The 24,244-nt window shown below is 69.8% G+C and carries 21 protein-coding genes; 10 read left to right on the top strand and 11 right to left on the bottom strand.

Features of this window, described 5'->3' with window-relative positions; translation table 11 throughout:
• Positions 1 to 90: 90 nt before the first annotated feature.
• Entirely contained in the window at positions 91 to 2,175 is a 2,085-nt protein-coding gene (locus AB0N66_RS28030; RefSeq protein ID WP_365440090.1) for a phage holin family protein, read from the bottom strand.
• A gap of 169 nt (positions 2,176 to 2,344) precedes the next feature.
• Positions 2,345 to 2,812 carry a hypothetical protein gene (locus AB0N66_RS28025; RefSeq protein ID WP_365440088.1) on the bottom strand — a complete coding sequence of 156 codons (468 nt, stop codon included), beginning with the start codon at positions 2,810 to 2,812 and terminating at the stop codon, positions 2,345 to 2,347.
• Between the two features lie 85 nt (positions 2,813 to 2,897).
• Here AB0N66_RS28025 and AB0N66_RS28020 point away from each other — a divergent pair, with 85 nt between their 5' ends.
• Together AB0N66_RS28020 and AB0N66_RS28015 are read left to right on the top strand one after the other, a co-directional pair.
• Positions 2,898 to 3,671, top strand: coding sequence for an MBL fold metallo-hydrolase (locus AB0N66_RS28020; protein ID WP_365440086.1), 774 nt, complete (start codon positions 2,898 to 2,900; stop codon positions 3,669 to 3,671).
• Positions 3,672 to 3,771: 100 nt separating this feature from the next.
• A complete protein-coding gene (locus AB0N66_RS28015) occupies positions 3,772 to 4,395 on the top strand; it encodes a VTT domain-containing protein (RefSeq protein WP_365440084.1) in 624 nt (207 codons plus the stop codon).
• Between the two features lie 143 nt (positions 4,396 to 4,538).
• Here AB0N66_RS28015 and AB0N66_RS28010 read toward each other — a convergent pair whose 3' ends face one another.
• The 6 genes from AB0N66_RS28010 to AB0N66_RS27985 form a co-directional block, all read right to left on the bottom strand.
• The gene (locus AB0N66_RS28010; RefSeq protein WP_365440082.1) at positions 4,539 to 5,669 is read right to left on the bottom strand and encodes an MBL fold metallo-hydrolase; all 1,131 of its coding nucleotides are present in this window, start codon (positions 5,667 to 5,669) and stop codon (positions 4,539 to 4,541) included.
• The gene (locus AB0N66_RS28005; RefSeq protein WP_365440080.1) at positions 5,666 to 6,913 is read right to left on the bottom strand and encodes an aminotransferase class I/II-fold pyridoxal phosphate-dependent enzyme; all 1,248 of its coding nucleotides are present in this window, start codon (positions 6,911 to 6,913) and stop codon (positions 5,666 to 5,668) included. Before AB0N66_RS28005 ends, AB0N66_RS28010 begins: the two co-directional genes overlap by 4 nt.
• Positions 6,914 to 7,018: 105 nt before the next feature.
• Positions 7,019 to 7,714: a hypothetical protein gene (locus tag AB0N66_RS28000; RefSeq protein WP_365440078.1), complete on the bottom strand. Its 696-nt coding sequence runs from the start codon at positions 7,712 to 7,714 to the stop codon at positions 7,019 to 7,021.
• Positions 7,715 to 8,509: 795 nt separating this feature from the next.
• Positions 8,510 to 9,595 (bottom strand): FAD-dependent monooxygenase, encoded by a 1,086-nt coding sequence (locus AB0N66_RS27995; RefSeq protein WP_365440076.1) that lies wholly within the window; start codon positions 9,593 to 9,595, stop codon positions 8,510 to 8,512.
• Positions 9,596 to 9,692: 97 nt separating this feature from the next.
• Positions 9,693 to 10,814, bottom strand: coding sequence for a transposase (locus AB0N66_RS27990; RefSeq protein WP_365440075.1), 1,122 nt, complete (start codon positions 10,812 to 10,814; stop codon positions 9,693 to 9,695).
• A 771-nt stretch (positions 10,815 to 11,585) separates the two neighbouring features.
• Complete coding sequence (locus tag AB0N66_RS27985; RefSeq protein ID WP_365440073.1) at positions 11,586 to 12,812, bottom strand: MFS transporter; 1,227 nt, start codon at positions 12,810 to 12,812, stop codon at positions 11,586 to 11,588.
• A 292-nt stretch (positions 12,813 to 13,104) separates the two neighbouring features.
• On the opposite strand from AB0N66_RS27985, the gene AB0N66_RS27980 reads away from it, so the two are divergent.
• The 7 genes from AB0N66_RS27980 to AB0N66_RS27950 all read left to right on the top strand — a co-directional run bounded on the left by AB0N66_RS27980 (position 13,105) and on the right by AB0N66_RS27950 (position 19,837).
• A complete protein-coding gene (locus AB0N66_RS27980) occupies positions 13,105 to 13,440 on the top strand; it encodes a MarR family transcriptional regulator (protein WP_365440072.1) in 336 nt (111 codons plus the stop codon).
• A gap of 328 nt (positions 13,441 to 13,768) precedes the next feature.
• Positions 13,769 to 14,992 carry a sedoheptulose 7-phosphate cyclase gene (locus tag AB0N66_RS27975; protein WP_365440070.1) on the top strand — a complete coding sequence of 408 codons (1,224 nt, stop codon included), beginning with the start codon at positions 13,769 to 13,771 and terminating at the stop codon, positions 14,990 to 14,992.
• On the top strand, positions 14,989 to 16,020 hold the full coding sequence (locus AB0N66_RS27970) for an ROK family protein (protein ID WP_365440068.1): 1,032 nt from the start codon (positions 14,989 to 14,991) through the stop codon (positions 16,018 to 16,020). The genes AB0N66_RS27975 and AB0N66_RS27970 overlap by 4 nt, the downstream gene beginning before the upstream one ends.
• On the top strand, positions 16,017 to 17,162 hold the full coding sequence (locus tag AB0N66_RS27965; protein ID WP_365440066.1) for an alcohol dehydrogenase catalytic domain-containing protein: 1,146 nt from the start codon (positions 16,017 to 16,019) through the stop codon (positions 17,160 to 17,162). Before AB0N66_RS27970 ends, AB0N66_RS27965 begins: the two co-directional genes overlap by 4 nt.
• A complete protein-coding gene (locus AB0N66_RS27960) occupies positions 17,159 to 17,947 on the top strand; it encodes an SDR family NAD(P)-dependent oxidoreductase (protein WP_365440064.1) in 789 nt (262 codons plus the stop codon). The genes AB0N66_RS27965 and AB0N66_RS27960 overlap by 4 nt, the downstream gene beginning before the upstream one ends.
• Positions 17,944 to 18,765: a TIM barrel protein gene (locus AB0N66_RS27955; protein WP_365440062.1), complete on the top strand. Its 822-nt coding sequence runs from the start codon at positions 17,944 to 17,946 to the stop codon at positions 18,763 to 18,765. Before AB0N66_RS27960 ends, AB0N66_RS27955 begins: the two co-directional genes overlap by 4 nt.
• A 1-nt stretch (position 18,766) precedes the next feature.
• Positions 18,767 to 19,837: an alcohol dehydrogenase catalytic domain-containing protein gene (locus tag AB0N66_RS27950; RefSeq protein WP_365440061.1), complete on the top strand. Its 1,071-nt coding sequence runs from the start codon at positions 18,767 to 18,769 to the stop codon at positions 19,835 to 19,837.
• Between the two features lie 727 nt (positions 19,838 to 20,564).
• Here the strand turns inward: AB0N66_RS27950 and AB0N66_RS27945 are convergent.
• Positions 20,565 to 21,359 carry an RNA polymerase sigma factor SigF gene (locus AB0N66_RS27945; RefSeq protein WP_365440059.1) on the bottom strand — a complete coding sequence of 265 codons (795 nt, stop codon included), beginning with the start codon at positions 21,357 to 21,359 and terminating at the stop codon, positions 20,565 to 20,567.
• Positions 21,360 to 21,641: 282 nt separating this feature from the next.
• Between AB0N66_RS27945 and AB0N66_RS27940 the strand changes: the two genes are divergently transcribed.
• Entirely contained in the window at positions 21,642 to 22,034 is a 393-nt protein-coding gene (locus AB0N66_RS27940; protein WP_365440057.1) for a CBS domain-containing protein, read from the top strand.
• 130 nt (positions 22,035 to 22,164) lie between these two features.
• On the opposite strand, the gene AB0N66_RS27935 is transcribed toward AB0N66_RS27940, so the two are convergent.
• Positions 22,165 to 22,398 carry a DUF6158 family protein gene (locus tag AB0N66_RS27935; protein ID WP_365440055.1) on the bottom strand — a complete coding sequence of 78 codons (234 nt, stop codon included), beginning with the start codon at positions 22,396 to 22,398 and terminating at the stop codon, positions 22,165 to 22,167.
• A gap of 163 nt (positions 22,399 to 22,561) precedes the next feature.
• On the bottom strand, positions 22,562 to 24,181 hold the full coding sequence (locus tag AB0N66_RS27930; RefSeq protein WP_365440053.1) for an ATP-binding cassette domain-containing protein: 1,620 nt from the start codon (positions 24,179 to 24,181) through the stop codon (positions 22,562 to 22,564).
• Positions 24,182 to 24,244 lie beyond the last annotated feature (63 nt).

The raw sequence follows: 24,244 nt of genomic DNA, 5'->3' as shown, positions 1-24,244 counted from the left end.
GCGCAGGTGCGCGGTGTCCGATGCGGCCAGTGTGTGCCCGGCAGCCGCTCACCGCAGCCCAATTTTCCGGCGCGCGTCCCAGGCGCGTGCCTACGCGGCCCGCTCGTTCGGCCGTGCCGTCAGCGGCACCTGAGGCCCGTCGCACTCGCGCAGCCACCGCCGCAATACGTGGTGCAACTGCTCCGCACCGACCAGTTCGGCGCCGTCCTCGACCGGCAGGGACAGCGCGGTCGGCGACAGCAGGAAGGGCCGTCCCTGGGCGCCGCCGAGTCCGCCGTGCGAGCCGATCTGCTCCTCGAAGGCGAGGACTTCGCCCTCCCCGGGGTCGTACCAGGAGTTGACCATGATGTCGGCGACGTGCGGGAAGGAGTGGGTCCGGCGTACGGCGTCAGCGGCGCCGGGGCCGAAGTCGGCCAGCGGGCCCGGGTGTTCGTCGTCGAGCTCGTCCACCGGAACCTCCGCTCCGTGCGCGCCGAGGACGAGTCCGCCGTACTTCTCACTGCGTACGAGGACGAAGCCGACGCCGGGGTGGTTGGCGAGCGTCGACAGCAGCGCGGGATGGCGCCGGTCGATCTCCTCCCGGCTCATCCGGTGCGGCACGTCGGGGAAGGAGACGAGCCCCAGGTTGCCGGAGGCCAGCACGATGGGCTCGGAGCGGCGGGAGGGCCGGTGCTGTTCGCCGCCCTCCTCGACGGGCCTGCGCAGCGCGGCCCGCACCGCCGCCCGCGCCTCGGCGCCGCTATGAGTACGCCGCACCTTGCGTGGCACGGGCAGCCCGCAGCCGGCGCGGACCAGGTTGCCGAGGGTGAGTCCGTAGCGGGTCTGGAAGGTTTCCCCGGGGCTCTGGCCGTGGTCGGAGAGCACCACGATGCGGTACGGCCGCGGGGCGTGCTCGGCGACCTTCGCGATCAGCGCGAGCGAGCGGTCCAGGCGCGCCAGGACCTTCTCCGCGTCGCGGCTGCGCGGCCCGGAGTGGTGCGCCACTTCGTCGTACCCCACCAGGTCGGCGTAGACCGAATTGCGCCCGGCGAGCATGTCGCCGATGACCGCGGCGACGACGACGTCCCGCTCGACGACGGTCGCGAAGGCGCGGATCAAGGGATACAGCCCGCCGCGGTTGACGCGCGGACGCTGCTTCCTGGCACGGCACCGGGTGGACTGGCCGATCTCCCGGAACACCTCGGCGACGAAGGACATGGCGGTGCGGACGGCGTTGGCGGGGTCGATGAAGTACGCGAAGTAGCCGGACCGGGAGCGGTTCTCCTTACCCCGCCTCGCGGCCATGGACAGCACGAGGGCCAGCTGGTCGGCGCCGCCGCTGAAGAGGTTGCCGCGGCTGGCGCCGTCGACGGTGAGCAGTCCCCCGTCGCCGGTGTGCTCGACGGCCCGGCGCTGGAGTTCGGCGGCGCTGCTGGGCCGGTTGCAGACCATGACCTCCTGGCTGTCCTTCTCGTACCACCGGAAGGCCGGGACGTCGTGGTTGCTGCCGTGCAGGATGCCGAGCTGACTGGCGCCGGTCTGACTGGACCAGTCGGTGCGCCAGTGGATGAGCCGGTGGGAGGCGCGGGCGCTCGGCCTGCTGCTGCCCAGCCACTGCACCACGGTCGGCATGAGTCCCTTCCCGACGGCCTCCCGCAGTACGTCGTGACCGACGCCGTCGAGCTGGAGGAAGAGGGCGGCGGGGGTCGAGGGGCCGGCCTGCCCGTCGGCGCGTCTGCGGCGTCGGTCGGCGAGCCTATACAGCCTGCGCCGGTAGGCGTCGTCGTCCCGTACGGCGAGGGCACCACCGGTGGCCGAGGCGACGGCGGACATCACCGCGGCGACGACCACGGCGGTCTCCGGCGCGGCCTCGCCCCGCCCGGAGGGATTGATCCGCAGGGCGATCAACAACAAGGACCCGTTGAGGAAGAAGACGAGCAGCCCGAGCACGAGCGCGGGCACCAGCAGCAGCGCCCTGACGAGCAGGGGCCACACCAACGACGACAGCAGGCCGAAGACGCCCGCGCCGACCCCCGCCGTTACCGCTATCTGCGTGGCGCTGTCACCGGTGTCCGTCCGCAGTTCGAAGTCGGGCAGCGCACCGGCCAGAACGAGCATCGTGACCGTGGACACGGCCCACACCGCGATACTTCGCCACAGCCCGCTGAGAACCCGCCGCCAACCCCCGCCGCCCACGCCCTGCCCACCTCACGTCCCGGCCCGCCCGGTCCGCGAGGCCTGCTTCCACCCTGTCACAACGGACCGACACGGCCGATCGTCTCAAGGTCACAGAACGGATCGCAGGTCAGCGGCTCAGCAGCTCGGCGGACGCTGCGGACCCTGCCGCCCGGCGGGGCCCTGTCGCTCAGCGGCCGTCGTACCCCGCGGTCGGCATCGAGAGGCGGCGGTGGACCCGGGCCTTCATCTGGGCGTCGTACGAGGGTTCCGCGCTGCCGACGGTCTCGACCCGTACGCCGCGGCGTAAGCACTCGGCGGTGAACTCGTCGACCGAGGCGAGGGCGCGCTCCAGGACACGGTGGCTGGGCGCGACGAACAGGTCGACGTGGCCCGCCTCGACGTCGGCCCACAGGGTGCGGTGGTCGGGGCGCAGACCTCGTACGAGAAGTTCGCGGGTGACGACGTAGCCGTGTTCGGCGGCCCAGCGGGCGCACATCGCGTGCTGGCTGCGGGAGTCCACCAGGAACGGGTCCGCGTCCAGTTCCTCCAGGGGCGTGAGGCTCGCGATCGCCGTCACGCGCAACGAGAGGGGTGCTGCCCCGCCGGGCGGGAACCTGAGGGCGTGCGTGCCGGTGGCACCGCGCGCTTCTCCCATGGTGTCCCCCCTCACCTCCGGGTTTCGTCGCCGACCCTACTCCTGCCCGTAGGCTCGGGGGGAGTCGCGCGAAGGAGGCAAAGAAGTGCCGGTGGAGATCACCTGGTGGGGCCATGCCACCTGCACGCTGGAGGACTCCGGCACGCGCGTGCTTACGGACCCGCTCTTCGCGCGCCGGCTCGCACACCTCAGGCGCAGGCGCGGGGCGCCGCCCCCGCCGTCGGCCGCGGTGGCCGACGTGGTGCTCGTGTCGCATCTGCACTCCGACCATCTGCATCTGCCCTCGCTCGCGCGGCTCGCGCCCGGGACGCGCGTACTCGTGCCCCGGGGTGCGCCGCGCGCGGTGCCGGCGCTGCGCCGGCTGGACCACCTGGTGCTCACCGAGGTGGCACCCGGCGACCGGACGGACGTCGGTGACCTGGTCGTACGTACCGTGTCGGCGCGCCATGACGGGCGGCGGCTGCCGCTCGGTCCGCACCGGGTGCCCGCACTGGGGTTCGTGGTCGAGGGTGAGGCGCGCACCTACTTCGCCGGGGACACCGGGCTGTTCGAGTCGATGGCCGAGGAAGTCGGACCGGTCGACGTGGCTCTGTTGCCGGTCGGCGGATGGGGGCCGCATCTCGGGGAAGAACACCTGGACGCGGGGCGCGCGGCCGAGGCGCTCGCCCGACTGATGCCACGCAGCGCTGTGCCGGTGCACTACGGCACGTACTGGCCGATCGGAATGGACGCCGTGCGCCCCCATGAATTCCACGCGCCGGGCGAGGAGTTCGTGCGCCTCGCCGCCGAACGCGCGCCCCAGGTCGCGGTGCACCTGCTCGGCCACGGCGAGAGTGTGCGGCCGGAGGTCGCACGGTGACGGTCTCCGACCGCCGTGGCCTCGGGCGCGAAGTGATGGTCATATCCGCCCCGGCTGCCTCAGGGGTCGCGCGGCTGTGTGCGCGTCCGGAGGTGGTCCGGTGAGTTTCCTGGCCGCGACCTCGACCACGGCGCCGGAGACCGCACAGCAGGCGATCGGGTATCCCACGCTCTTCCTGCTGGTGCTGATCGGCGCGCTGGTGCCGGTGGTGCCGACCGGTGCGCTGGTCAGTTCGGCGGCCGTGGTGGCCTTTCACCAGACGGCGCCGTTCGCGATGCTGCTGATCTTCGTGGTGGCGGCGCTCGCCGCGTTCCTCGGCGATGTCGCGCTGTACTGGCTGGGGCAGCGCGGGATGGGCTCCAAGAACGGTTCGCGTTGGCTGGAGGCCCTCCGCTCCCGCGCCCCCGAGGACCGCCTAGCCCAGGCCCAGGAGAAGCTGGGCGACCACGGCATCGCCGTACTGGTCCTCTCCCGCCTCGTCCCGGCCGGCCGTATCCCGGTGATGCTCGCCTGCCTGATGGCGAAGATGCCCCTGCGCACCTTCGCCCGCGGCGACATCCCCGCCTGCCTGGCCTGGGCGGCGACCTACCAACTCATCGGCGTCGCGGGCGGCTCCCTCTTCAGCGAACCCTGGGAGGGCGTCGTGGCGGCGGTGGTCCTGACGGTGGTGATCAGCCTGCTGCCGGGCGTGTGGCGCCGGGTGCGCAGGACCGCGCCCCAGTAGGGCGAGGCGCACCCGGCAGGCGACGCGGCCCGGCAGGAGCGCAGCACGCCAGCCGGCGGAGCACGGCAGACGTGCGGCACGCCAGGGACGCCGGGAACTGCGCGAGCAACCCGGAACAACCCGCAGTCACCCGACATCCGCAATCACCCCAGAACCCGAGATCCCCCCACCGCCAGATCCCACAAGTCCTCCCGGTCCAGCCCCGCCTTCTCCCAGGCCGCCCGGACCCGCGTCAGCGGTTCGAGTACCGGCTCGGCGGAAAGGACGAACGTGCCCCAGTGCATGGGCGCCATCCGCCGGGCCCCCAGATCGACGGCGGCGCGGACCGCCTCCTCCGGGTCACAGTGCACATCACTCAGCCACCACCGGGGGTCATACGCACCGATGGGGAGCAACGCGAGGTCGATGCCCGGATAGCGCCGGCCGATGTGGGCGAACCAGTGGCCGTATCCCGTGTCGCCCGCGAAGTACACCCGCTGTCCGTCGGGTGCGGTGAGGACCCAGCCGCCCCAGAGCGTGCGACAGGTGTCGGTGAGGCTGCGCTTGGACCAGTGGTGGGCGGGGACGAAGTCGAAGCGGACACCGTCCAGTTCGGCCGCCTCCCACCAGTCGAGCTCGGTGACCTGGGTGAACCGGCGGCGCCTGAACCAGCGCGCAAGCCCGGCCGGTACGAACACCGGTGTGTCGCGCGGGAGTCGGCGCAGGGTCGGCGCGTCCAGGTGGTCGTAGTGGTTGTGACTGATGACGACCGCGTCGACGCGCGGCAGCGCACTCCAGGCCACGCCGACGGGCGTGATCCGGGCCGGGGTACCGAGGATCTTGCGGGACCAGACCGGGTCGGTGAGGACGGTGAGCCCGCCGACGCGGATGACCCAACTCGCGTGCCCGGCCCAGGAGACGGCGACGGTGTGCACACCCACCCGCGGCAGCGGCCCGGGTTCGAACGGCAACGCGGGGATGTCGGCCAGCGCGTCAGGCCCCGGCCGCAGCGCGCCCTCGCGGGCGAACCGGGCGAGAGCCCGCAGCCCCGGCAGCGGCGCCGTCAGCCGGTCCACGAAGGACCGCGGCCAGACACGCCTCTCGCCGAGCGGACGGGGCTCGGCGAGCGGAACGGGAGGAGACAGTGGGGACAGAGGAGACGGGGGAGCACCGGCACCGGCACCGGGCTGCGCCGAGGCCAGGGCAGGCGCCAGGAAGGACGCCGGGTCATCCTCGTCCCGCGTGGTCGTGGATGTCGTAGAGCTGCTCGTGGTCGACTCGGACTGCTGCGTCATCGAGGAGGCTCCCATCGCTGAGCGTCATCTCGGAGATCGTCGAAGGCCGACTCCAACAAGGTCAACGCGTGTTGCACATGCGGCGGTTCCAACGGCGAGGGTGACGTGAGGCATTCCGCCCGCTCCTCGTCCGTCGCACCGAGCAGCGGCGCGGTGGCCAGCCGCACCCGGAGCGCCGCGAGTTCGTCGCCGAACCGGTGGCCGCCCGGCGTGGGCAGGCCAAGCCGGACGGTCAGGAACTCCTCCAGATCCTGCGCGTCGCCCACACCGTGCGCGCCGAGCGCGGAGCGCAGCGGTCCGAGGTCCACGTACAGGTGCCTGCCGGCCCGCGGAGGCCGCGCGAGGGCGCCCGAGCCGACCACCGCGTGGTGCGCGGCGGCGGCCACGCGCGCGTGGAGGCGTACGGAGGCCGTGAGCCGCCCGGTGATCGCGTCGGGCTCGCCGAGCGCGTACGCGGCGGCCGCGGCGACGGGTTCGGCGACCCGGGCACCGAGCACGGTGAGTACGTCGAGGACGCGGGCGCGCAGCCGGACACCGGAGTCGTTGTCGGCGAAGCGGGCGACGGCGGCCGGCCAGCCCTGCGGCAGGAAGGAGCCGGCGAGATCCATGAGGACGGTGACCTCGCCGGGGAGCATCTCGGCGGGGCTGACCAGCACGGTGTCCTGCGGCTGGTGCAGGGTGTCGCGCCAGGTCTCGTCGCTGACGACGTGCAGTCCCTCGCCCACCGCGGCCTCGACGGTCTCGTGGACCACCTCGGGAGGCGCGACGGTACCGGTGGGGTCGTCGGCGACGGAGAGCACGAGCAGCCGCGGGTCGCCGCCTTCGGCGCGCACCCTTCGTACGGTCTCCAGGAGGGCGTACGGATCCGGTACGCCGCCGCACTCCGCGGGCGTCGCCACATGGAACACGGATCTTCCCAGCAGGCGTGCCTGCGGCGTCCACCACGCGGCGCAGGGCCGCGGCACCAGGACGTCGCCGCCGAGCGCGCCGGTCAGCGCGAGGAGCAGAGCGGGGGCGCCTGGTGCGGCGGCCACCCTGTCCGGTGCGGTGGGCAGTCCCCGCCGGGCCCAGTAGCCGCAGGCCGCTTCGAGGAGCGCCGGTCCGCCGCCCGCGGGCTCGGTGTCGGCCCGGTCCGCCGCGGCGGCGAGCACGGCACGCAGTTCCGGCAGCACGGGCAGACCCTGATCGGGAAGCGGCGGCCCGTAGCGGACGGGCCCGTGCCCTTCCGGATCCGTCCGCCGCATGGGTGCCTCCGCGCATTCCGTGCATTCGGTGGTGCAGTGCAGTGCCGGGGTCGTGCTCAGGTCTGTGGGCGGGTGAGGGTCGTCATCGGTACGTCGGATGACGTGTCAGCTGTTTACCGACGCGTCCTTGGTCCGCAGGCGGTATACGGCCGCGCCCAGCGCGCCGGTGATCAGGACACCGCCGGTGATCAGGGCCGGGAGGGAGTCGGTGAAGGCGCCGCCCTCACCGGCGCGGACGCCGCGCTGGACCGGGGCGGGGCGCTCCACCGTGTCGCGGGCGGTGGCGTCGCCCCGGGCCACGGTGTACGACGCGGTCCACTGTTCCTCGCGGCCGCCGGATGCCACGGGGCACGCGCCGTCGACGCCCCACTCGGACTCGGAACCCACCGCGTTGCTGTGGCCGCCGACGTCGCCGTCGCTGTCGCCGTCGAAGGTCCCGCCGTCTCCGCCGTTCCCGTCTCCGCCGCCGCCGTTCCCACCGCTCCCGCCGCTCCCGCCGCCCCCACCGGGCGGGATACGGGCCGTACCGCTGTACGCGGCGCCCGCTACGGTCTCCTCGTTGCCGGTGACCCGGCGCAGCTGGACCTTGCCCTCCTCGAAGCCCTGCGAGGTGGCTTCGATGAAGTCGGGCGGAGCGCCGCTGATCGCGTCGCAGGTGACGGAGATGGTGACGGTGCCGCCGGCCTCGACGGAGCTCGGGGTGACCTCCGCGGCCGGGTCCGCGTACGCGGCCGAGGCGGCGGCCCCCAGGGCGGCACCGGCCAGGGCGGTGGCGGACAGGACACGGGCGGTACGGCGCATGGGTTGGGCTCCTTCGGCGGGGCGCTGAAGGGGCACGGCCGTCGCGCCCCTGAGCCCATCACAGCCCGCCGGGGCGGCGGCCGCCCGCCGCCGGGCACCATTCGCGCTACCCGCACCGCCGGGTGGGTGACGGTGGGGGACCTTCAGTTGCCGTTCGGGGTGTCTCTCGGTCGCTGCTCCTCGGCTACTCCCCCGTTGCCCCTCAGTTGGACAGCGGGACCAGCTCCCGCCTCAGGCCGCGGCCTCGCTTCTCCACACCCGCCGCAGCCCAGCACATGCATGACCATGCCGCGGGCCTGGTCGACGACGGGCCGGGAGCGCAGCGCAGCGCCCCGCTGGTCGAGCTCGGTGCGCGCGGCACGGTAGAAGCGGTCGCGGACCAGGCAGCTCGCGGCGAGGTCGCCGAGCGCACGGACAGGTCCGTGCGGGGCGTCTTCCAGGGCTCCGGGCCGGAAGCTGCAGAGGCTGCGGGCCGGTGTCAGCCCGGAGCCGCCGGTACGGGCGGCGGAAGTCCGCGTACAGCCCGTTCCGGCACGGGCTCAGCGTCAACCGCCTCGAACGAGACCTCGCCATCGCAGCCATCGGCGCACGGCCCGCCGACGTCCGCACTGTGGTGCAGGCCGGTCGCAAGCCAGTTGTCAGGTGCGCTGCGCCTCGACCTCAGCGTGTCTCGCCAAAAGGCCACGAGCTCGTCGATGGCGCGGTTCTCGCCTGAGCGCGGCGAGCGCGCCCCGTTGCGGTGGCCCACTTCGGGCTTCGTCACACCCAGCCGTGACCGCTCGGGCACGCGTGAGATCAACAGTCGGACGCCGCTTGAGGAACGCGAGGCCCCTCAGGTTGCCCGGGTCCGGCTTCCGCATGAACCTGGCGCACCTGCTCACCACGTCGAGCGTGGTAATCAGCGAGCCAGCTCCTCACACCCGCACCCGGCGAGTCCGACTCGCCGAGTGCGACGGCGTCCTCCAACGCATGATGTACGCCCGAATCCTCAAGCAGACGTGCCGGATGCGCGGTGTCACCGACCAGTGCGATCCTGCCGGACGCCCAACGCGGCGTTTCCTGCTGCCTGCGAACCGTCCATGCCCGCCAATACTCGCCCATCGTAAGGACGTTGCGGGCGGCGTATCCGATCTCCGGAAACGCTGCCAGCACGTGCTCCAGATCCAATCGTGCGCCGAAGAGGCCGGCACCGGTGTGACGATGTCTTGTGGCGGAAATACTCAGGTACTGGTAATCAGGCAAAGGGTAGTGAGATAAATGCCAGCCGGTCCCCACCCAGGAAGTAGCCGCGGCCTCTCCCCATGGGCCGGCCTGCGATTCCATGGGAATGACGGTGTGATAGACCGCGATTTCCGCTTCCGGGATCACACCGGCCCATTCCGCGTCGTTGTGGGCGAGGGAACGGACACCATCGGCGAGGATCAGCGCATCCCCCGTCACCGTTCGTCCGTTGGCGAGCGCGACAACCACCGATTCACCGTGCTGGGTATAGCCGACCGCGCGGCTGTCTGTGCACAGTTGAACGGAATCCAGGTCCCAGCAGGCTTCGAGGAGCGGTTCATACACGTCCAGCCGGTGAGCTGTCGCGTGCGCCGAGTACGACCGGCCGCGACAGGTGGGCAACGTCGCGGAGGTGACCCGCTCCCCGGTCGAGCCGTCCATGACGTGGAATTCGTCGATCGCCAGCGACCGTTCCCGTACAGCGTCCCCCACTCCGAGTTGGTCCAGCAGCTGGAAGGCGCGAGGAACCAACCGAACCCCCACCCCGCTCTCGGTGAAGACCGGTCGCTGCTCCAGCACAAGAACGTGATGCCCTCGCCGTCCCAGAGCAACCGCTGTGGCCAGACCGCTGATGCCACCACCAGCAACCAGAATTCGCATGCTCCGATGATGGGCGCATGGAAGCATCTCGGGCGATTCGATCAAGCGACTTGTGTCAGATCCTTGCGGGGACGTGACATAGATCGAGGAAGAATGTTTAGACAACGCCACGTCCGATTCGTTCAGATTGAAGCGAATAGTCCAACTGCTCCATCGAGGCCATGCACTGGCTCCACGGGCGCACACGCGCCCTGGCAGCGGCGATCACCTGAGCGACGTGCGCGGCAGCCGCCAAGGTCATGTGCCGGTGCCAGCCCTCGGAGCTTCGTCCCTCGTAGTCGAAGGTCCCGACATGTGAGGCGGAACTGGCGAAATCCCGCTCGGCACGCTGCGGGAGTTTGGCGAGACGCAGCAGAACCCCCAGGGGGGTCGCCGTCAGGTTCGTGAGCCAGCAGTGGACCGGCTGTCCCACTCCGGATTCCCACTGCCCCAGCAGCAACAGTGGGCGGCCGCCCCATTCCACACGAACACCGGCGATCAGGCTGGTGCACACGAGGCCCGTCGCCGGGTCCGTCCACTCCGCCGGACGCCGAAGCATGCCGTTCTGCCGAAGCAGCCGAGCAGCAGGCAGCGAACGGCGTGCCCACCCCGGCCCCTGACCCAGCGGCAGATCGGCGGGTACGGCGGCGAGCAGGGGCGCGCCCGCCGCCATGTACCGATCGAAAACCGGACGCAGATCAGCGCCGGGGATATCCAGAACGACCGGTCGAGGCCCGACCGGATGCCGGTCGAATCCCAGAGTTGCCGCCGCGGCGCGCTCAGCGATGTCTTCGCCGTCACGAAGCAGGTTCCACTTCACGGGCACGGTGACGTCCTTGGCCACCCCCCACACTCCGATGGCCTGCTGCCCCCTGGACGATCGCGGGCCGGACTTGTCGTCAGGGACCGCCTGGTTGAGGCGATGCGCCCCTCCCTTGGGGATCGGCACCGATCGCACCACCCAGGCGGCGAACCGCAATTCGTTGTCGGCATAGCGTCGAAGGGCCGAGGCGAGCGGCTCCCAGTCCCACGTGGATGAGGCGATGAAGTGATGCAGGCTCTGCGCCAGTTCAGGGCCGCCGACCTGAGAGGCGATGTTCCGGACCGATTTGCGGCCCTCCACCGCGACCAGTCCGCGCAGATACTGGTCCCCTCTGAGCCGCTGGTCGCTACGGGGCAGCTGGGCGAAGAGCGCCCCGGACAGCTCGCCGAGGACACTGGCGTTCCGCGGGGCGGGCAACGCGGCCTGCGGTGAAGTGACGGACCTCCCGGACCGTGCTGTCCGCGGAGCGTCGTACATGAGAAGTCCCCCCACTGATGGCTTTGTTGTTCCGGATGCGAGTTACGGAGTGCCGCACAACAGTTGGAGAGGGTTCGGCGCGGGGCGTCATTGGACCACCGATCGGCGTGGCCTCACAAGATCCACTTCCGGACACTGCCGCAGGAGGTCTTTGCGAAAGCCCTCGCTTCTCCGCGCAGCGCCGTGCTGATGCGCCGATGTGCACTGAGCGGGACCCGAAGCCGAACGACACGCGATGGGGCATTCAGGCGTACTGAAAGCCGACGAGCACGGGAGTGCGGTGCCCCTTCCTCCACGCCCGTGCCGGAACGGTCCGGCATTCGTGGAGCGCGGTCCGGCGCCGACAGGCGAGGAGGGCCTCCGTCGGCTTCGTCCTGCGAGGGTAGGTAAAGGGCCCAGGCGTGGCACCTACGACTGCTTCGCCGCGGGCAAGGTAAAGCGGTGGCAAGGCGGTTCCCCCTAGCTGGTCCGGAAGCGCTTCGCATCGGTGCCTTGGAGTGCAGCACACATAACATAGCGTTACTTATTTTTGATTGTCGAGAGTGGCCTGGCGCAGGCGGAACAGACCGCGTCCACCTACGCGTTCAGGGCCGGGCCCGGGGTAAACCCGAGCCCGGCCCTGAAGGCGCTGAAGAGCTACCGCGGCCTCAACCGCACTGTCCACCGGCACCGCAATATGGTGGAACCCCGCTCAGGCCACTCCGCGTCGGATTACGGCGTCTTCTGGGAAAGCGCGGCGTCGGCGGTGCTCACGTCGAGCACCGGAAGTTCCGGAGACTCACGACGCCCACGGGCCCACATGGCCAGCGAGAGGGCCAGCGCGATCGAGGTGGCGAGGGCCGCGGTCAAGGTGACGGCTCGGACACCGAAGCCGAGGTCGATGGTCGTGCCACCGAGCCATGCCCCCAGCCCGTTCCCCAGGTTGAACGCGGACACGTTGGCGGAGAGCGCGAGGGCCGGCGCCGCGGAAGCCACCGAGAGAATCCGCGCCTGGAGCGCCGGAATGATGGAGAAACCGGCGGCACCGAACAGGAAGAGCGCGATGACCGCCAGGAGCTGATGAGGGATGGCGAACCAGAGGAGCAGGAGTGCGACAAGGAGGGCGGCCTGGGCACGCAGCACTCCGCGCATGACGTTGGCGTCCGCGGCCTTGCCGCCCAGGATGTTGCCCAGCACCGATCCGATTCCGAAGACGACCAGCAAGACGCCCACCATGGCAGCCGCGAAGTGACCCACGTCGCGAAGCAGGGGGGCCAGGTACGTCGACGTGGTGAAGACCGCTCCCTGGGCAAGCACCGTGATCAGCATGGAGAGTTGGAGACTCCCGTTGCGGAACACCTTCAACTGTTCGCGCAGCGGGACGCTTTCCTCGGCCTCCCCACTCTCGGTGGTCAGACCTCTCGGCACGAACTTGAAGATGAGAAGCGTGACCACTACAGCGAAGATCGTGATGAAGACGAAGGTGGATCGCCAGCCCAGCTGCTGGCCGATGAAAGTCCCGATGGGAGATCCGAGCACGTTGGCGAAGTTGAAGCCCAGTGCGATCTTGGCCATGGCGGTCGCCTGCTTGTCCGGCGGGGACATGAGAGCGGCAACGTGCCAGGCCACGGCGGCGAACGTGCCATGGCTCATCGAGGTGAAGATGCGCGCCCCCATGAGCATCGAGTAGTTGGGGGCCAGCGCCGCGACCAGATTTCCTGCGATGAAGATGCCCATCAGACTGAGCAGCAGGGCCTTCCGGGACCGCTTCGTGGTCAGCATGGTGATGATCGGACCACCGATGGTCACGCCCAGCGCGTAGCCGGTGACCAGCAGGCCGGCCATGGGGATGGACACGTTCAGGTCGGCCGACATCTCGGGCAGGATCCCGGCGATGACGACCTCGGCGGTGCCCACACAGAAGACCCCGAGCATCAGGGCCAGTAGGGGCAGTGGCATGGCGATCCGAGCCTTTCGTAGGGGAAGCCGATCGCTAATGATGTATGCGATTGCATGCAAATCATGGCCGAACATGAGGGTGTGGTCAACTGCCGCAAGGAGTTACGCTGTGCAGCGACGGACGGTTGGTCAGCGCAACGCTCGTAGGACTCAGTGAAGGGCCACGTCAATGGCGACTTGGGGACCGGCAAGTGGACGAGACGAGATTGCCCTCTGGCGGCAGCTTGCGCGCTTGACGGAGCAGGTCAACTCAACGGCCGGCAGGCGGTTGATCCGCAGCCACGGGGTCACCATGGGTGAACTGCTCCTCCTGCTCTCCCTGTCGGAGCAGCGGGACGGCACCCTTCGGATCTCCGATCTCGTCAAGGCCCTGGGGGCCAACCAGTCGTCCGTCAGCCGGATGGTCGCCCGGCTCGAGGAGGCGCAGTGGGTGGTACGTCGCAGCGCCCTTGACGACAGAAGAGGCGTGGACGTGCAGGTCACCGAGGCGGGCAGACTGCTCACCAAGACGGGACAGAGCACCCTGCGCAAGGCCCTGGCCGAAGCCCTGGACGCGGCGGCGCTGGACGACTCCACGGCCTCGGTCGTCGCCAGGCTGAGGTACGAACCGGCGATACCGATGGACTGAGTACCCCGGCACCCCCCGAAGCGGCCCCGGCCGCAGGCACCCGCCTGCGGCCGGGGCCGCTTCTTTGATTCCGGCGAGGCGCAAGCAATTTACATGCATCTGAATGCATGCATTGTGACCCCACTCACATTGCAGCGTATGCGGGTGACGCTCTAGCGTTCCGTGTTGACGGGCCCGCCGCGACGGGTGGTTCGCCACGGGCCACGCCAGGCCCCGCGGTTTGCCCCCGTCCGTGTCACCGTGACCGCTCATGACGACATCTGTGTGGATTCCCGATCAAGACGACGCCGCGTACCCCTAGTGACTCAACGCTCACGGAGGTCTTGCCATGTCCACTCCCGCAATGTCCCGGCCTGCCGGTCTGAACCCGGGTGCTGACCTTCCCAAGCCGCCCGGACTGCACTGGAACGTTCGGGCCAAACAGCCCATCGCCTACGGCGTCAGCATGGTGCGCGGTCTGTTGGACCTCGACAACCCCACCCTCGCCCGTGCCTGCGGAGGCGGTCAGGGGCGTCCGTTCCGCTGCCTCCTGGTGATCGATTCATTTGTCGAGACCCTGTACCGGGAGAGGTTCGAGACGTACTTCGAGCACTGGCAGATCGAAGCGACCTGGCAGACCATCCAGGGGGACGAGGAGGCGAAGTACCTTGAGCAGGCTGTCAGCGTCACCGAGGCCATGACACGGATGGGGATCCTGCGCCGTGCCGAGAAGGTGATCGCCGTCGGCGGTGGTGTCGCCCTGGACATTGTCGGCTTCGCTGCGAGCATGTACCGCCGTGGCGTGCCCTACGTCCGCATTCCCACCACGCTGATCGGTCAGATCGACGCCGGCATCGGGGTCAAGACCGGCATCAACTACGAGCACCACAAGAACCGCCTGGGATCCTACTTCGCACCGGAACTCGCCCTGATGGACCCGGAGTTCCTCCGCACCATCCCCCCGCGGCACGTGGCGAACGGCATGGCCGAGATCATCAAGATGGCCCTGGTGAAGGACGCGGCTCTCTTCGAACTCCTCGAGACGGTGGTCGGCACCGTCACCCCGGAGACCCTGGCCGGTTGCGGCTCGACCTTGAGCGACGTCCTGTCCCGGGCGATTTCCGGAATGCTCGACGAGCTCGAACCCAACCTGTGGGAGCAGGTGCTGGAGAGATCCGTCGATTACGGCCACACCTTCAGCCCTTCCCTGGAACTGCGCGCCGACCCTCCGCTCCTTCACGGCGAAGCTGTCGCCGTCGACATGGCGATCTGCCTCGCACTCGCCCACCTGCGAGGACACCTCTCGGAGAGCGACACCGGCCGTGCGCTGAGGCTGCTCGTCGGCTTCGAGCTCCCCATCTCGCATCCCATCTTCACCCAGGCACTCCTCGAAGAATCCCTCGCGGACGCCGTCAAGCACCGCGACGGGTACCAGCGCGTCCCCCTGACGCGGGGCATCGGCTCCGTCGTCTTCGTCAACGACCTCGCTCCGGAGGAGCTCGGCCGGGCGCTGGAGTTCATCGGCGCCTGGAAGACGTCCACAGAGGGTGAACTCGTCGGCGCGACGATATGAGCGCAGCCATCACGGTTCTGGATGTCGGCGGAACACACATCCGCCAGGCCTGGTGGTTACGCGAGGGAGAGCTGCGTGCCCGTACCTCGCGCCCCTCCCCCAGCTTCAAACGCTTCCCCGGCACCACGGTCGCCGAGCTCCAGGCCATGATGGTCCGGGAGCTGTGCGACGCGGTGGCCGAGACACGGGACGCCGTCGTCGGGATCTCGTTCGGGGCGGCGCTCGACCATCGCTCCGGCACCGTCTACGCCTCGGCGCCCCTGTGGGGTGGGCACAGCGAGCCGTACAGCCTGCGGGCCGCCCTGACGTCCCGGCGACCCGACGTCCACTGGCACATCGTCAACGATGTCACGGCCGCCCTCCTTCATGCCGCCGCGGCACCCAGCCGCAGCAGACACCGCAAAGTCCTCCTGGCCACTGTCAGCAGCGGCATCGCGTGCCGGGTCATGGACCAGCGACAGGGCCTGATCCCGGTCGACATCTGCGGGCTCCAAGGCGAGATCGGCCACCTGCCGGCCCACGCCGAGCTCGCCGGACGCCCCGTCGAGCTGGACTGCGACTGCGGAAGGACAGGGCATCTCTCGGCATACGCCTCAGGTCCTGGCCTGGCGCGGATGGCGGAAGTCCTCCAACAGCGGGCACCGGAACGCTGGGCGGCCTCACGGCTTGGTCTCCTGACAACCGGCGGCACCGAATTCGAACCGTCGCTGCGCCGTGCACTGGACGAGGACGACGACCTGGCCGTCGAACTGCTCGACGCGGCCACCGCTCCCGTCGCGGCTGTCCTGCGCACCGCGTTGTGCCTCGACCCCGAGATCGACGAGGCAGTCCTGACCGGCGGCGTCGTGCACGGCCTCGGCCACCACTACCGACGTGCCCTGATGGGACACCTCACCCGGCAGGGGTTGTATCTGACCAGCGACCGGAGTCCCGACTGGTTGGAACAACGCATCACAGTCAGCGGCCCGGGCGAGGCCGACAGCCTGGCCGGGGCAGGGATCGCGGCATGTTCCGGAGTGCCGGCATGAGGGCAGCCGAGGACATCCTGAGTCACCAGGCAATCGTCCGGGAGGCAGGAAGGGTCAGACTGGGCTCACGGCACAGCCTGCCACCCTCACCCGGTGAGCTGGTGGTGGCCACACCCGTGGCAGGACTGTGCGGAACCGACATCCAGATGCTGCGCGGGCTGCGCGACGACCCCTCACCGGTGATCGGCCATGAAGGCATTGCCCATGTGGTCGCCGCGGGGACGGGCGTCCCTGACTCCCTGCGCCCGGGCACCGCGGTCGTGGTCAACCCGACCCACAGATCCGACTCGTCCTTCCTGCTCGGACACAACGTGGACGGATTGCTGCAGGAACGTACTTGCATCCCCGCGACAGCGGTGCGGGACGGGCTCGTCGTGCCGTTGGACAGTGTGCCGGAAGCAGTGCTCGGCACACTCATCGAGCCACTCGCGGCGGTCCGGTACGCCCTCGGCCTGCTTGCCATGGCGGGCCCGCGCACCTTGGTGGTGTACGGCGACGGCACGATAGGGCAGCTCACCGTACGAGCCGCTCGCCGGTGGCTCGGGAAGGACATACGCACCCTCCTTGTCCATCACACCCCCGAGGGAGTGGAATGGAGCACCCACCACCCCGTAGAAGGTACGGAGTTGCTGCTCGGCGGAGACGGGCGACTGCCCCCGCTGGGTGAAGGCCCGGTGGCGGCGCTGCTCGCCACGCCACGTGACGGCACGCAGCACGCACTCGAATCCGCGCTGCGCCTCGGCAGCGGCGACCTGACCGTCGACATGTTCGGCGGTCTTCCGCCCGGCGCCGCCAGTGCGCTGCTGCCCGGAGTCGACCTGGCGGCCGTCCGGGCCGCCAACTGTGCGGGACATCCCGTACCGGCCGCCTTCACGGAGGTCCGTACCACCGAAGGCCGACGCGTACGCCTGACAGGTCACCGCGGTGTGGCCAACGATCATCTCACCGAGGCGGCGGCCGAGTTGCGTCGTGACCCGGCGCTGTACCGCGACCTGGTGACGCATGTCGTGGGACCGCGCGAAGCCGTCCGGATCATGAATGACCTGTCGGTCAGCCGCAGGCGAACCGTCGCCGGGACACGGCTCATCAAACTCGCGGTGCGTTTCGCGCCGGTGTCACCTTCACCTAGGGAGACCCAGTGACAGTGAATGGTCGCAACCGCCACCGCGCGCTGGTGGTCGGCGGGTCGACAGGCATCGGCCGGGGCGTCGCGGATGCCTGGGCCGATACGGGCCTTGACGTCATGGTGCTCAGCCGGTCGGAGCCGGTCGGAGCCGGCGCCGACCGGCTCCGCTGGGTGGCCACGGACCTCACCGACCCTGCCCAGGTCACCGAGAGCCTGACGGCCGCTGTCGACGAGCCCCTGCACGCGGTCTGCTACTCAGCGGTTCACTACGGCGACGGACGAGCGCTGTTCAAGGACAGCACCGAGGCGGAGTGGCGTCGGCAGATCGATGTCAACCTGCACGGGCTCTGGCTGACGCTCTCTCAGGCACTCCCGGCACTGCGTCGTGCCGACTCTCCTGGAGTGTTTCTCGGGATCTCTTCCGAAGTGGTCTACAACGCGGGGCCGGGGCGATCCGGATACGCCGCCTCGAAGGCGGCCGCCGCGGCCCTGCTCGATTCTCTCGCGCAGGAAGAAACCGCCGAAGCGTCCGGCACGGAAGCGCTGAGCATCGTGCAGGCCCTGCCGGCCGGCATGGTCGACACCCCTGGGATCCGGCGCCGACGCCCGCAGGGGTTCGACTACAGCACCTACATGGGGCCGGCCAGTTTCGCCCCGCTGGCCCGGGAGTTGGCGGCAACGGGCGGTGCGGGACTGCACGGTGCCCACCTCGTGGTCGACGACGCGGGTGCCTGGTATCCGGCGCGCGAGAAGATGCCGCGGTCCCAGAGCCGCAAGGTCTCGTCGAGGACAGCGTCGTGACATGGTCCCCCCTCGTGGGACTTGCCGGGTGGCGGCTGCCGGGGGATCACTTCGGCGCTGTCGAACTGGCGCACCGGGTGGGCGCCGAGGGTCTCCAACTCGACCTCGGCGGCCCGGGCAGAGGGGCATGGCTCGACGCGGCGGGAACCGTGGACCGGCTCCGGGACGACCGTGCCCGGTTCGGACTGAAACTGCTCGCGGTCTCGGGCAACACGCTCAACGACATCGGACTCAAGGCGCCGGCGGGCAGCCAGGACGCGCTGCATGCCCAACACATCCTGATCCGGGTGCTGGACACGGCCGCTGCCCTGGAGGCGCCACTGGCGTTCGTACCGAGCTTCCGCCGCAGCGCGATCAACGACATGCAGGATCTGCGGCGGACCGCGGACGTGCTCGGCTGGGCAGCACGGGAGGCGGAAGCACGCGGACTGCTCCTGGCCAACGAGAACGCCCTGGAGCCGGTGCGCGCGCGGGCCCTGGCGGAGGAAGTGGCAGCACCCTCCTTCCGGCTGCTGCTCGACACTTACAACCCGCGTGTGGCTGGTCTCGACGTTCTGGCGCTGATCAAGGCGACCGACGAGTGGCTCGCTTCACAGATCCATCTCAAGGACGGCACGAACGGCGTGGTGGGTCAGGAGCTGCTCGGAGACGGAGACGGCCACGTATGGGAGGCACTCGCCGCCCTGCGGGCACGGGAACGCGCACCCGACGCGCTGGTCCTCGAGAACGACTACCGCGACGGCGACACACGACGCCTCACTCACGACATCGAACGCGTACGTGCCCGTATCGCTCTCAGACACGAACCCGGGAGTTGAATTGTCCAGCGTTCCGTCCACCTACGAAACGACCACACTCAGGGACGGCACAGTAAGCCTCGGTGTGCACGCCGTCCCTGAGAACACGCTTGGCGACGACACTGTCGTGATCAAGCCTCACTACATCGGGATCTGCCGGGCCGACATCAAAGAGATAGTCGGTTCACGTGACGTCATGGGAGACCGCGGTCCGCTCTTCGGCCACGAACTGGTCGGCACTGTGGCCTTTTCAGGCGCCGGGACCGGAATTCAAGAAGGTGACGTGGTCACCCTCAACCCGAACATCACCCCGACTCGCACCACCGGATTTGCCGAGTACATTTTCGTACACGGCACGAAAGAACAGCTCGAACAGGCCGTCGTGCGGGTACCGGAGCCGGAGATCCATAACGACGTCTGGATGCCGGAGCCGTTCGCCTGCATCGTGCATGCCGTAAAGAAGCTGCTCGAACTCACGAATGCGCATTCCCTTGAGGGCAAGAAGGTGGGGATCATCGGCGCCGGCTGCGCGGGGCTCATGTTCGCCATGTACGCGAGACACCTGGGGGCGTCGATCTCGGTGTTCAATCGTGGTGAGATGCGACGCGCTTTCGCGAGGGAACAGAGAATTCTCACCGAAGGTGAGATATATCCACTGGGAGACACGAAAAATCACCCGGACAATTTCGACCTGGTGATAGTCGCGCCCACCGTTGCCAGTGCGGAAATCCTGGAAATCGCCGCCGACATGGCTGCCGACGAGGCAGTCGTGCTCGTCTACGGCGGTACGCGGAACGGCGACCGATTCCCTCTCGGGCAGACGGATGTCGACTCCATTCGCAGAAACGAACGAATCGAGTCCGTCGAGTACCGGGGGAAGCGGCTCAGCATATCGGGCGCTTACGGGTGCTTCAAGGAAGACTATGAAGAGGGTTACCGGCTGCACGCGCAGCATCCGCATGAATTCCCCCTTGAAAGGCTGGCGTCCCGGCAGATCAGCCTCGATGAATTCCCAGATCTCGTCATGGGCATGGCCGCCGGCACGGAAGACCACCCCGGAAAGGTGCTGATAGAGGTCGGCGACCGGCGTTGACGCGACGGCCGTAGCCCTCCACACCGCGTTCGGCTCCGGGTGTGGCGCGCACTCCGCGTGCCACACCGGGATCTCTGCGGCTCAGCGGCGATCCGCGGTCTGCCGTCCTCGTCGTACTGCAGCCCGCGGATTCCCGGATGCCGTCGGGCGCAAGCACTCCGGGCCCGGCACCGAACCTCACCGACACGACCCGGCACGCGGTGCTGATGGACCTGGTGGACGCCATGACCACGACGCTGCTGAGCGCGCCCGCCGAAGAGGGGTCCGCGGTGCCCGAACGAGCGGCCGGGGTGCTGCACGAACGGTTCGCGGACCGGGTCGTGGTGGACACCGGGGCCGCGCGTCTGTCCCGTACGACTGTCCTCGGACCATCGCCCCTACGGCGGTCCTGGCGCCGTCGGACGTTCCTGAACCATCGGAGTACGCCGAGGTGGTGGCGGCTCTGGCCGCGCGGGATCCCGCCGCGTGTCCTCTCGTCGTCGAGACGGCACGCGACGGTTCCACGGCGTTGCGGGTGCGTCCCGAGGACCTGGACGCCTTCGGCCGGGACACCTCGGACGCCCCCTTCCTCGTACGGGCGAACGTGATGTCGCTGCTCTGCGTGCCACTGACGACCGCGCCCGGACCCGTCGATGGCCGAGGCGCGGGCGATGGACATGATGTCCCGTCACATCGCCCTGGCGATGGCGCGGTTGAACCAGCGCACCCCCTCCCGCGGGCGCGTCCCCTAGACGGCGTCGCGCATGACCTGTTCGCGCAGTCGGTCGCAGCAGCGGCTGATCAGCCGGGAGACGTGCATCTGGGAGATACCGAGCTCCTCGGCGATGCTGCTCTGGGTCATGTCGCTGAAGAACCGCATGTAGAGGATGGCGCGTTCCCGCTCGGGCAGGGCCTGCAGACGGGGCTTGACGGCCTCGCGGTCGATGACGGTGTCCAGGGCCGGGTCAGCCGATCCGAGGGCGTCGCTGAGTGAGTAGCCGTTCTCGCTGCCCGGGAGTTCGGCGTCAAGAGAGAGCGCGGTGAAGCTCTCCAGGGCCTCCAGGCCGGTCCTGACGTCCTCCTCGCTCATCTGGGCGTGCTCGGCGATCTCGGCGACGGTGGGCCTGCGGCCCGTGGTGGTCCCCGACAGGTCCTGGCTCGCGAACCGCACGCGGTTGCGCAGGTCCTGGACGCGGCGCGGTACGTGCAGGGTCCACATGTGGTCGCGGAAGTGCCGCTTGATCTCGCCGGTGATGGTCGGCACGGCGTAGCTCTCGAAGGCGTTGCCGAGCTCGGGGTCGTAGCGGTCGACCGCCTTGACCAGGCCGAGCGCCGCCACCTGACGCAGGTCGTCGGGGCTCTCGCCACGGTTGCGGAACCGTCCCGCGAGCCGTTCGGCCATCGGCAGCCAGGCTTCGACGATCTCCTCGCGGAGCGCGTCCCGCTGCTGGCCCGCAGGGAGGGCGGCGAGCCTGCGGAACGACTCCGCGGTGTCGGGGGCGTCGTCGTGCGGATGGCGCTTCGCGCTCACTTGAGTTCGCATGATGCGTCGCAACTCCCTTACAGGTGCCTGGGTTGGACAGTCACCGTGGGAGCGCATCCGTACGCCGGACGGGCACACCCGGGGCGCGTGATACACCGCTCCCACGGACGTGCCTCCTGTCCGAAGCACTGTGATTGCGCCTGCCCAGCCGGGGGCGGATCAAACACCGGGTTCACGAAGGCATGGGCGTCCGGCTCAGGGGTACTTCGGGCGTCGTCACGCCGACGTACCCGCACCCCGCGCCCTCGGGCCGGGGAACACAGGAAAGCAGGCCCAGCAGCCATGGCAGATCTCGTCAAGGAAGTCATGACACCAGGCGTCGTCGCGGTGCGCCCGGACGCCTCGCTCGTGGAGGCCGCGCAGCTGATGCGCGACCAGGACGTCGGCGACGTCGTGGTGGTCGACCACCACCAGGTGATCGGGATTCTCACCGATCGTGACATCACGCTGCGCGCTGTGGCCGAAGGTGCCGATCCGCTGGCCATGAGCGCCGAGGCCGTATGCACCCGCGATCCGGTGGTCATCGGCCTGGACCACACGGTGTCGGCCGCCGCCGTGCTGATGCGCGACCACGCCGTACGTCGGCTGCCGGTCGTCGAGGACGGACAGCCCGTGGGGATGGTGAGTCTCGGGGACCTCCTGGCGGCGCTGGCGCCGGGCCCGGCAGCCGGGTGAGCGGGGCGCACAGCCTCCTCAACGCGGTTGAATCACAGCCGAGTTGACCCGAGTGAGGCGAGTATCACCGCGTACGCACAGGCTCCCCGACTCCCCCTCAAGACCGACCTGTTGGTCTCACAGGCCCCGATCATTCCCCGGCAGGGCCGCGCTCCCGGGCTCCCTCACGGGTCCGCCCCGCGGCGACCGGGCGGCGCGGGTGGCGGCGCAGGTACTCGCCCTCCAGTTGCGCCATGCGGTCGTTGTGGGTCCGCAGCGCGTCGTTCGAACCGTGCAGCAGCGTGTCGTGGCGCGTGCGGTGGATCGTCTCCAGCTCTTTCATCAGCTGCTGGTCGTCCAGCCGGTCCGGGTCGACTCCGGTCATCGTGGTACCCCGCTCGTCGTGGCCTTCGGCGCGGTCCGGAGACCCGCCCGGCGAGCTTGCCCCGAGCGGCCTCCGGGAGGGAGCCGTGGATCCCGCCGTCTCCCTCCACTCTACGAACATCCGGGGCGCCGGTCCTCCGGGACGGGGCCCCGGATTCCGGGCGTTACCGAGCCCGCTCCACGCGCCGCTCGTCCCAGACCGGCTCCTGCGTCTCCCGTACCCGGCCGTCGGAGCCGAAGACCAGGTAGCGGTCGAAGGAGCGGGCGAACCAACGGTCGTGGGTGACCGCGAGGACCGTCCCCTCGTACGCCTCCAGGCCTTCCTGGAGGGCCTCCGCGGAGTCCAGGTCGAGGTTGTCGGTCGGCTCGTCGAGGAGCAGCGCCGTGGAACCCGCCAGTTCGAGCAGGAGGATCTGGAAACGGGCCTGCTGGCCTCCGGACAGCTTCTCGAAGCGCTGCTCGGCCTGCGCGGTCAGTTCGTAGCGGCGCAGCCGGGACATGGCCGCGCCGCGGTCCTGGGCGTGCTCGGTCCACAGGATGTCGAGCAGTGTGCGGCCCTCCAGTTCCGGGTGGGCGTGCGTCTGCGCGAAGTGCCCCGCCACGACACGGGCCCCGAGCTTCCACTCCCCCGTGTGCGCGACGGTGTCGCCCGCGAGCAGCCGCAGGAAGTGTGACTTGCCCGATCCGTTGGAGCCGAGGACGGCGACCCGCTCGCCGTAGAAGACCTCCAGGTCGAAGGGGTTCATCAGGCCGGTGAGCTCAAGTCCCTTGCAGGTGATGGCCCGTACGCCGGTACGGCCGCCGTGCAGCCGCATCCTGATGTCCTGCTCGCGCGGCGGCTCCGGAGGCGGCCCGACCTCCTCGAACTTCCGCAGCCTGGTCTGCGCGGCCTGGTAGCGGGACGCCAACTCATGGCTGATGGACGCCGCCTGACGCAGGTTCAGCACCAGCTTCTTCAACTGGGCGTGCTTCTCGTCCCAGCGCCTGCGCAACTCCTCGAAGCGGGCGAACCGCTCCCGCCGCGCCTCGTGATACGTCGCGAAACCGCCGCCGTGCACCCAGGCATCCGCTCCGGCGGGGCTGGGCTCGACGCTGACGATCTTCTCGGCGGCGCGGGCCAGCAGCTCCCGGTCGTGCGAGACGAAGAGGACGGTCTTGCGGGTCTCCTTGAGCCGCTCCTCCAGCCAGCGCTTTCCGGGGACGTCGAGGTAGTTGTCAGGCTCGTCCAGGAGCAGCACCTCGTCGGTGCCGCGCAGCAGGGCTTCGAGCACGAGCCGCTTCTGCTCACCGCCGGAGAGCGTCCGCACCTGCCGCCACTGCGCCTTCTCGTACGGGATGCCGAGCGCGGCCACCGTGCACATGTCCCAGAGGGTCTCCGACTCGTATCCCTGCACCTCGGCCCAGTCGGACAGCGCCTGCGCGTACCCGAGCTGCGAGGCCTCGTCGTCGACGGTCATCATCGCGTGCTCGGCCGCGTCCACGGCTTTCGCGGCCTGCTGGATCCGGGGCGGCGACACCGACACGAGCAGGTCTCGTACGGTCGTCTCGTCCCGTACGGATCCCACGAACTGGCGCATCACCCCCAGGCCGCCCCCGACGGTGACGGTCCCGCCGTGCGGTTTCAGCTCCCCCGAGATGAGCCGCAGCAGTGTCGTCTTCCCGGCGCCGTTGGGCCCCACCAGGGCGACGACGGCCCCTTCGCCCACCCGAAACGACACATCGCCGAGCAGCGCCCTCCCGTCGGGAAGGTAGTACTCAAGGTGTGCGGCTTCGAGGTGTCCCATGGGGGTGCATTCTCCGGGGGGTGGGCCGCGCTGGGCAAACGCGTTTCTTCGCCGCGGCCGAGG

It is taken from the genome of Streptomyces sp. NPDC093544 (assembly GCF_040683495.1).
Taxonomy (GTDB): domain Bacteria; phylum Actinomycetota; class Actinomycetes; order Streptomycetales; family Streptomycetaceae; genus Streptomyces.
The sequence above is the reverse complement of the archived record's forward strand: the minus strand, read 5'-3'. Positions and strand labels throughout refer to the sequence as shown.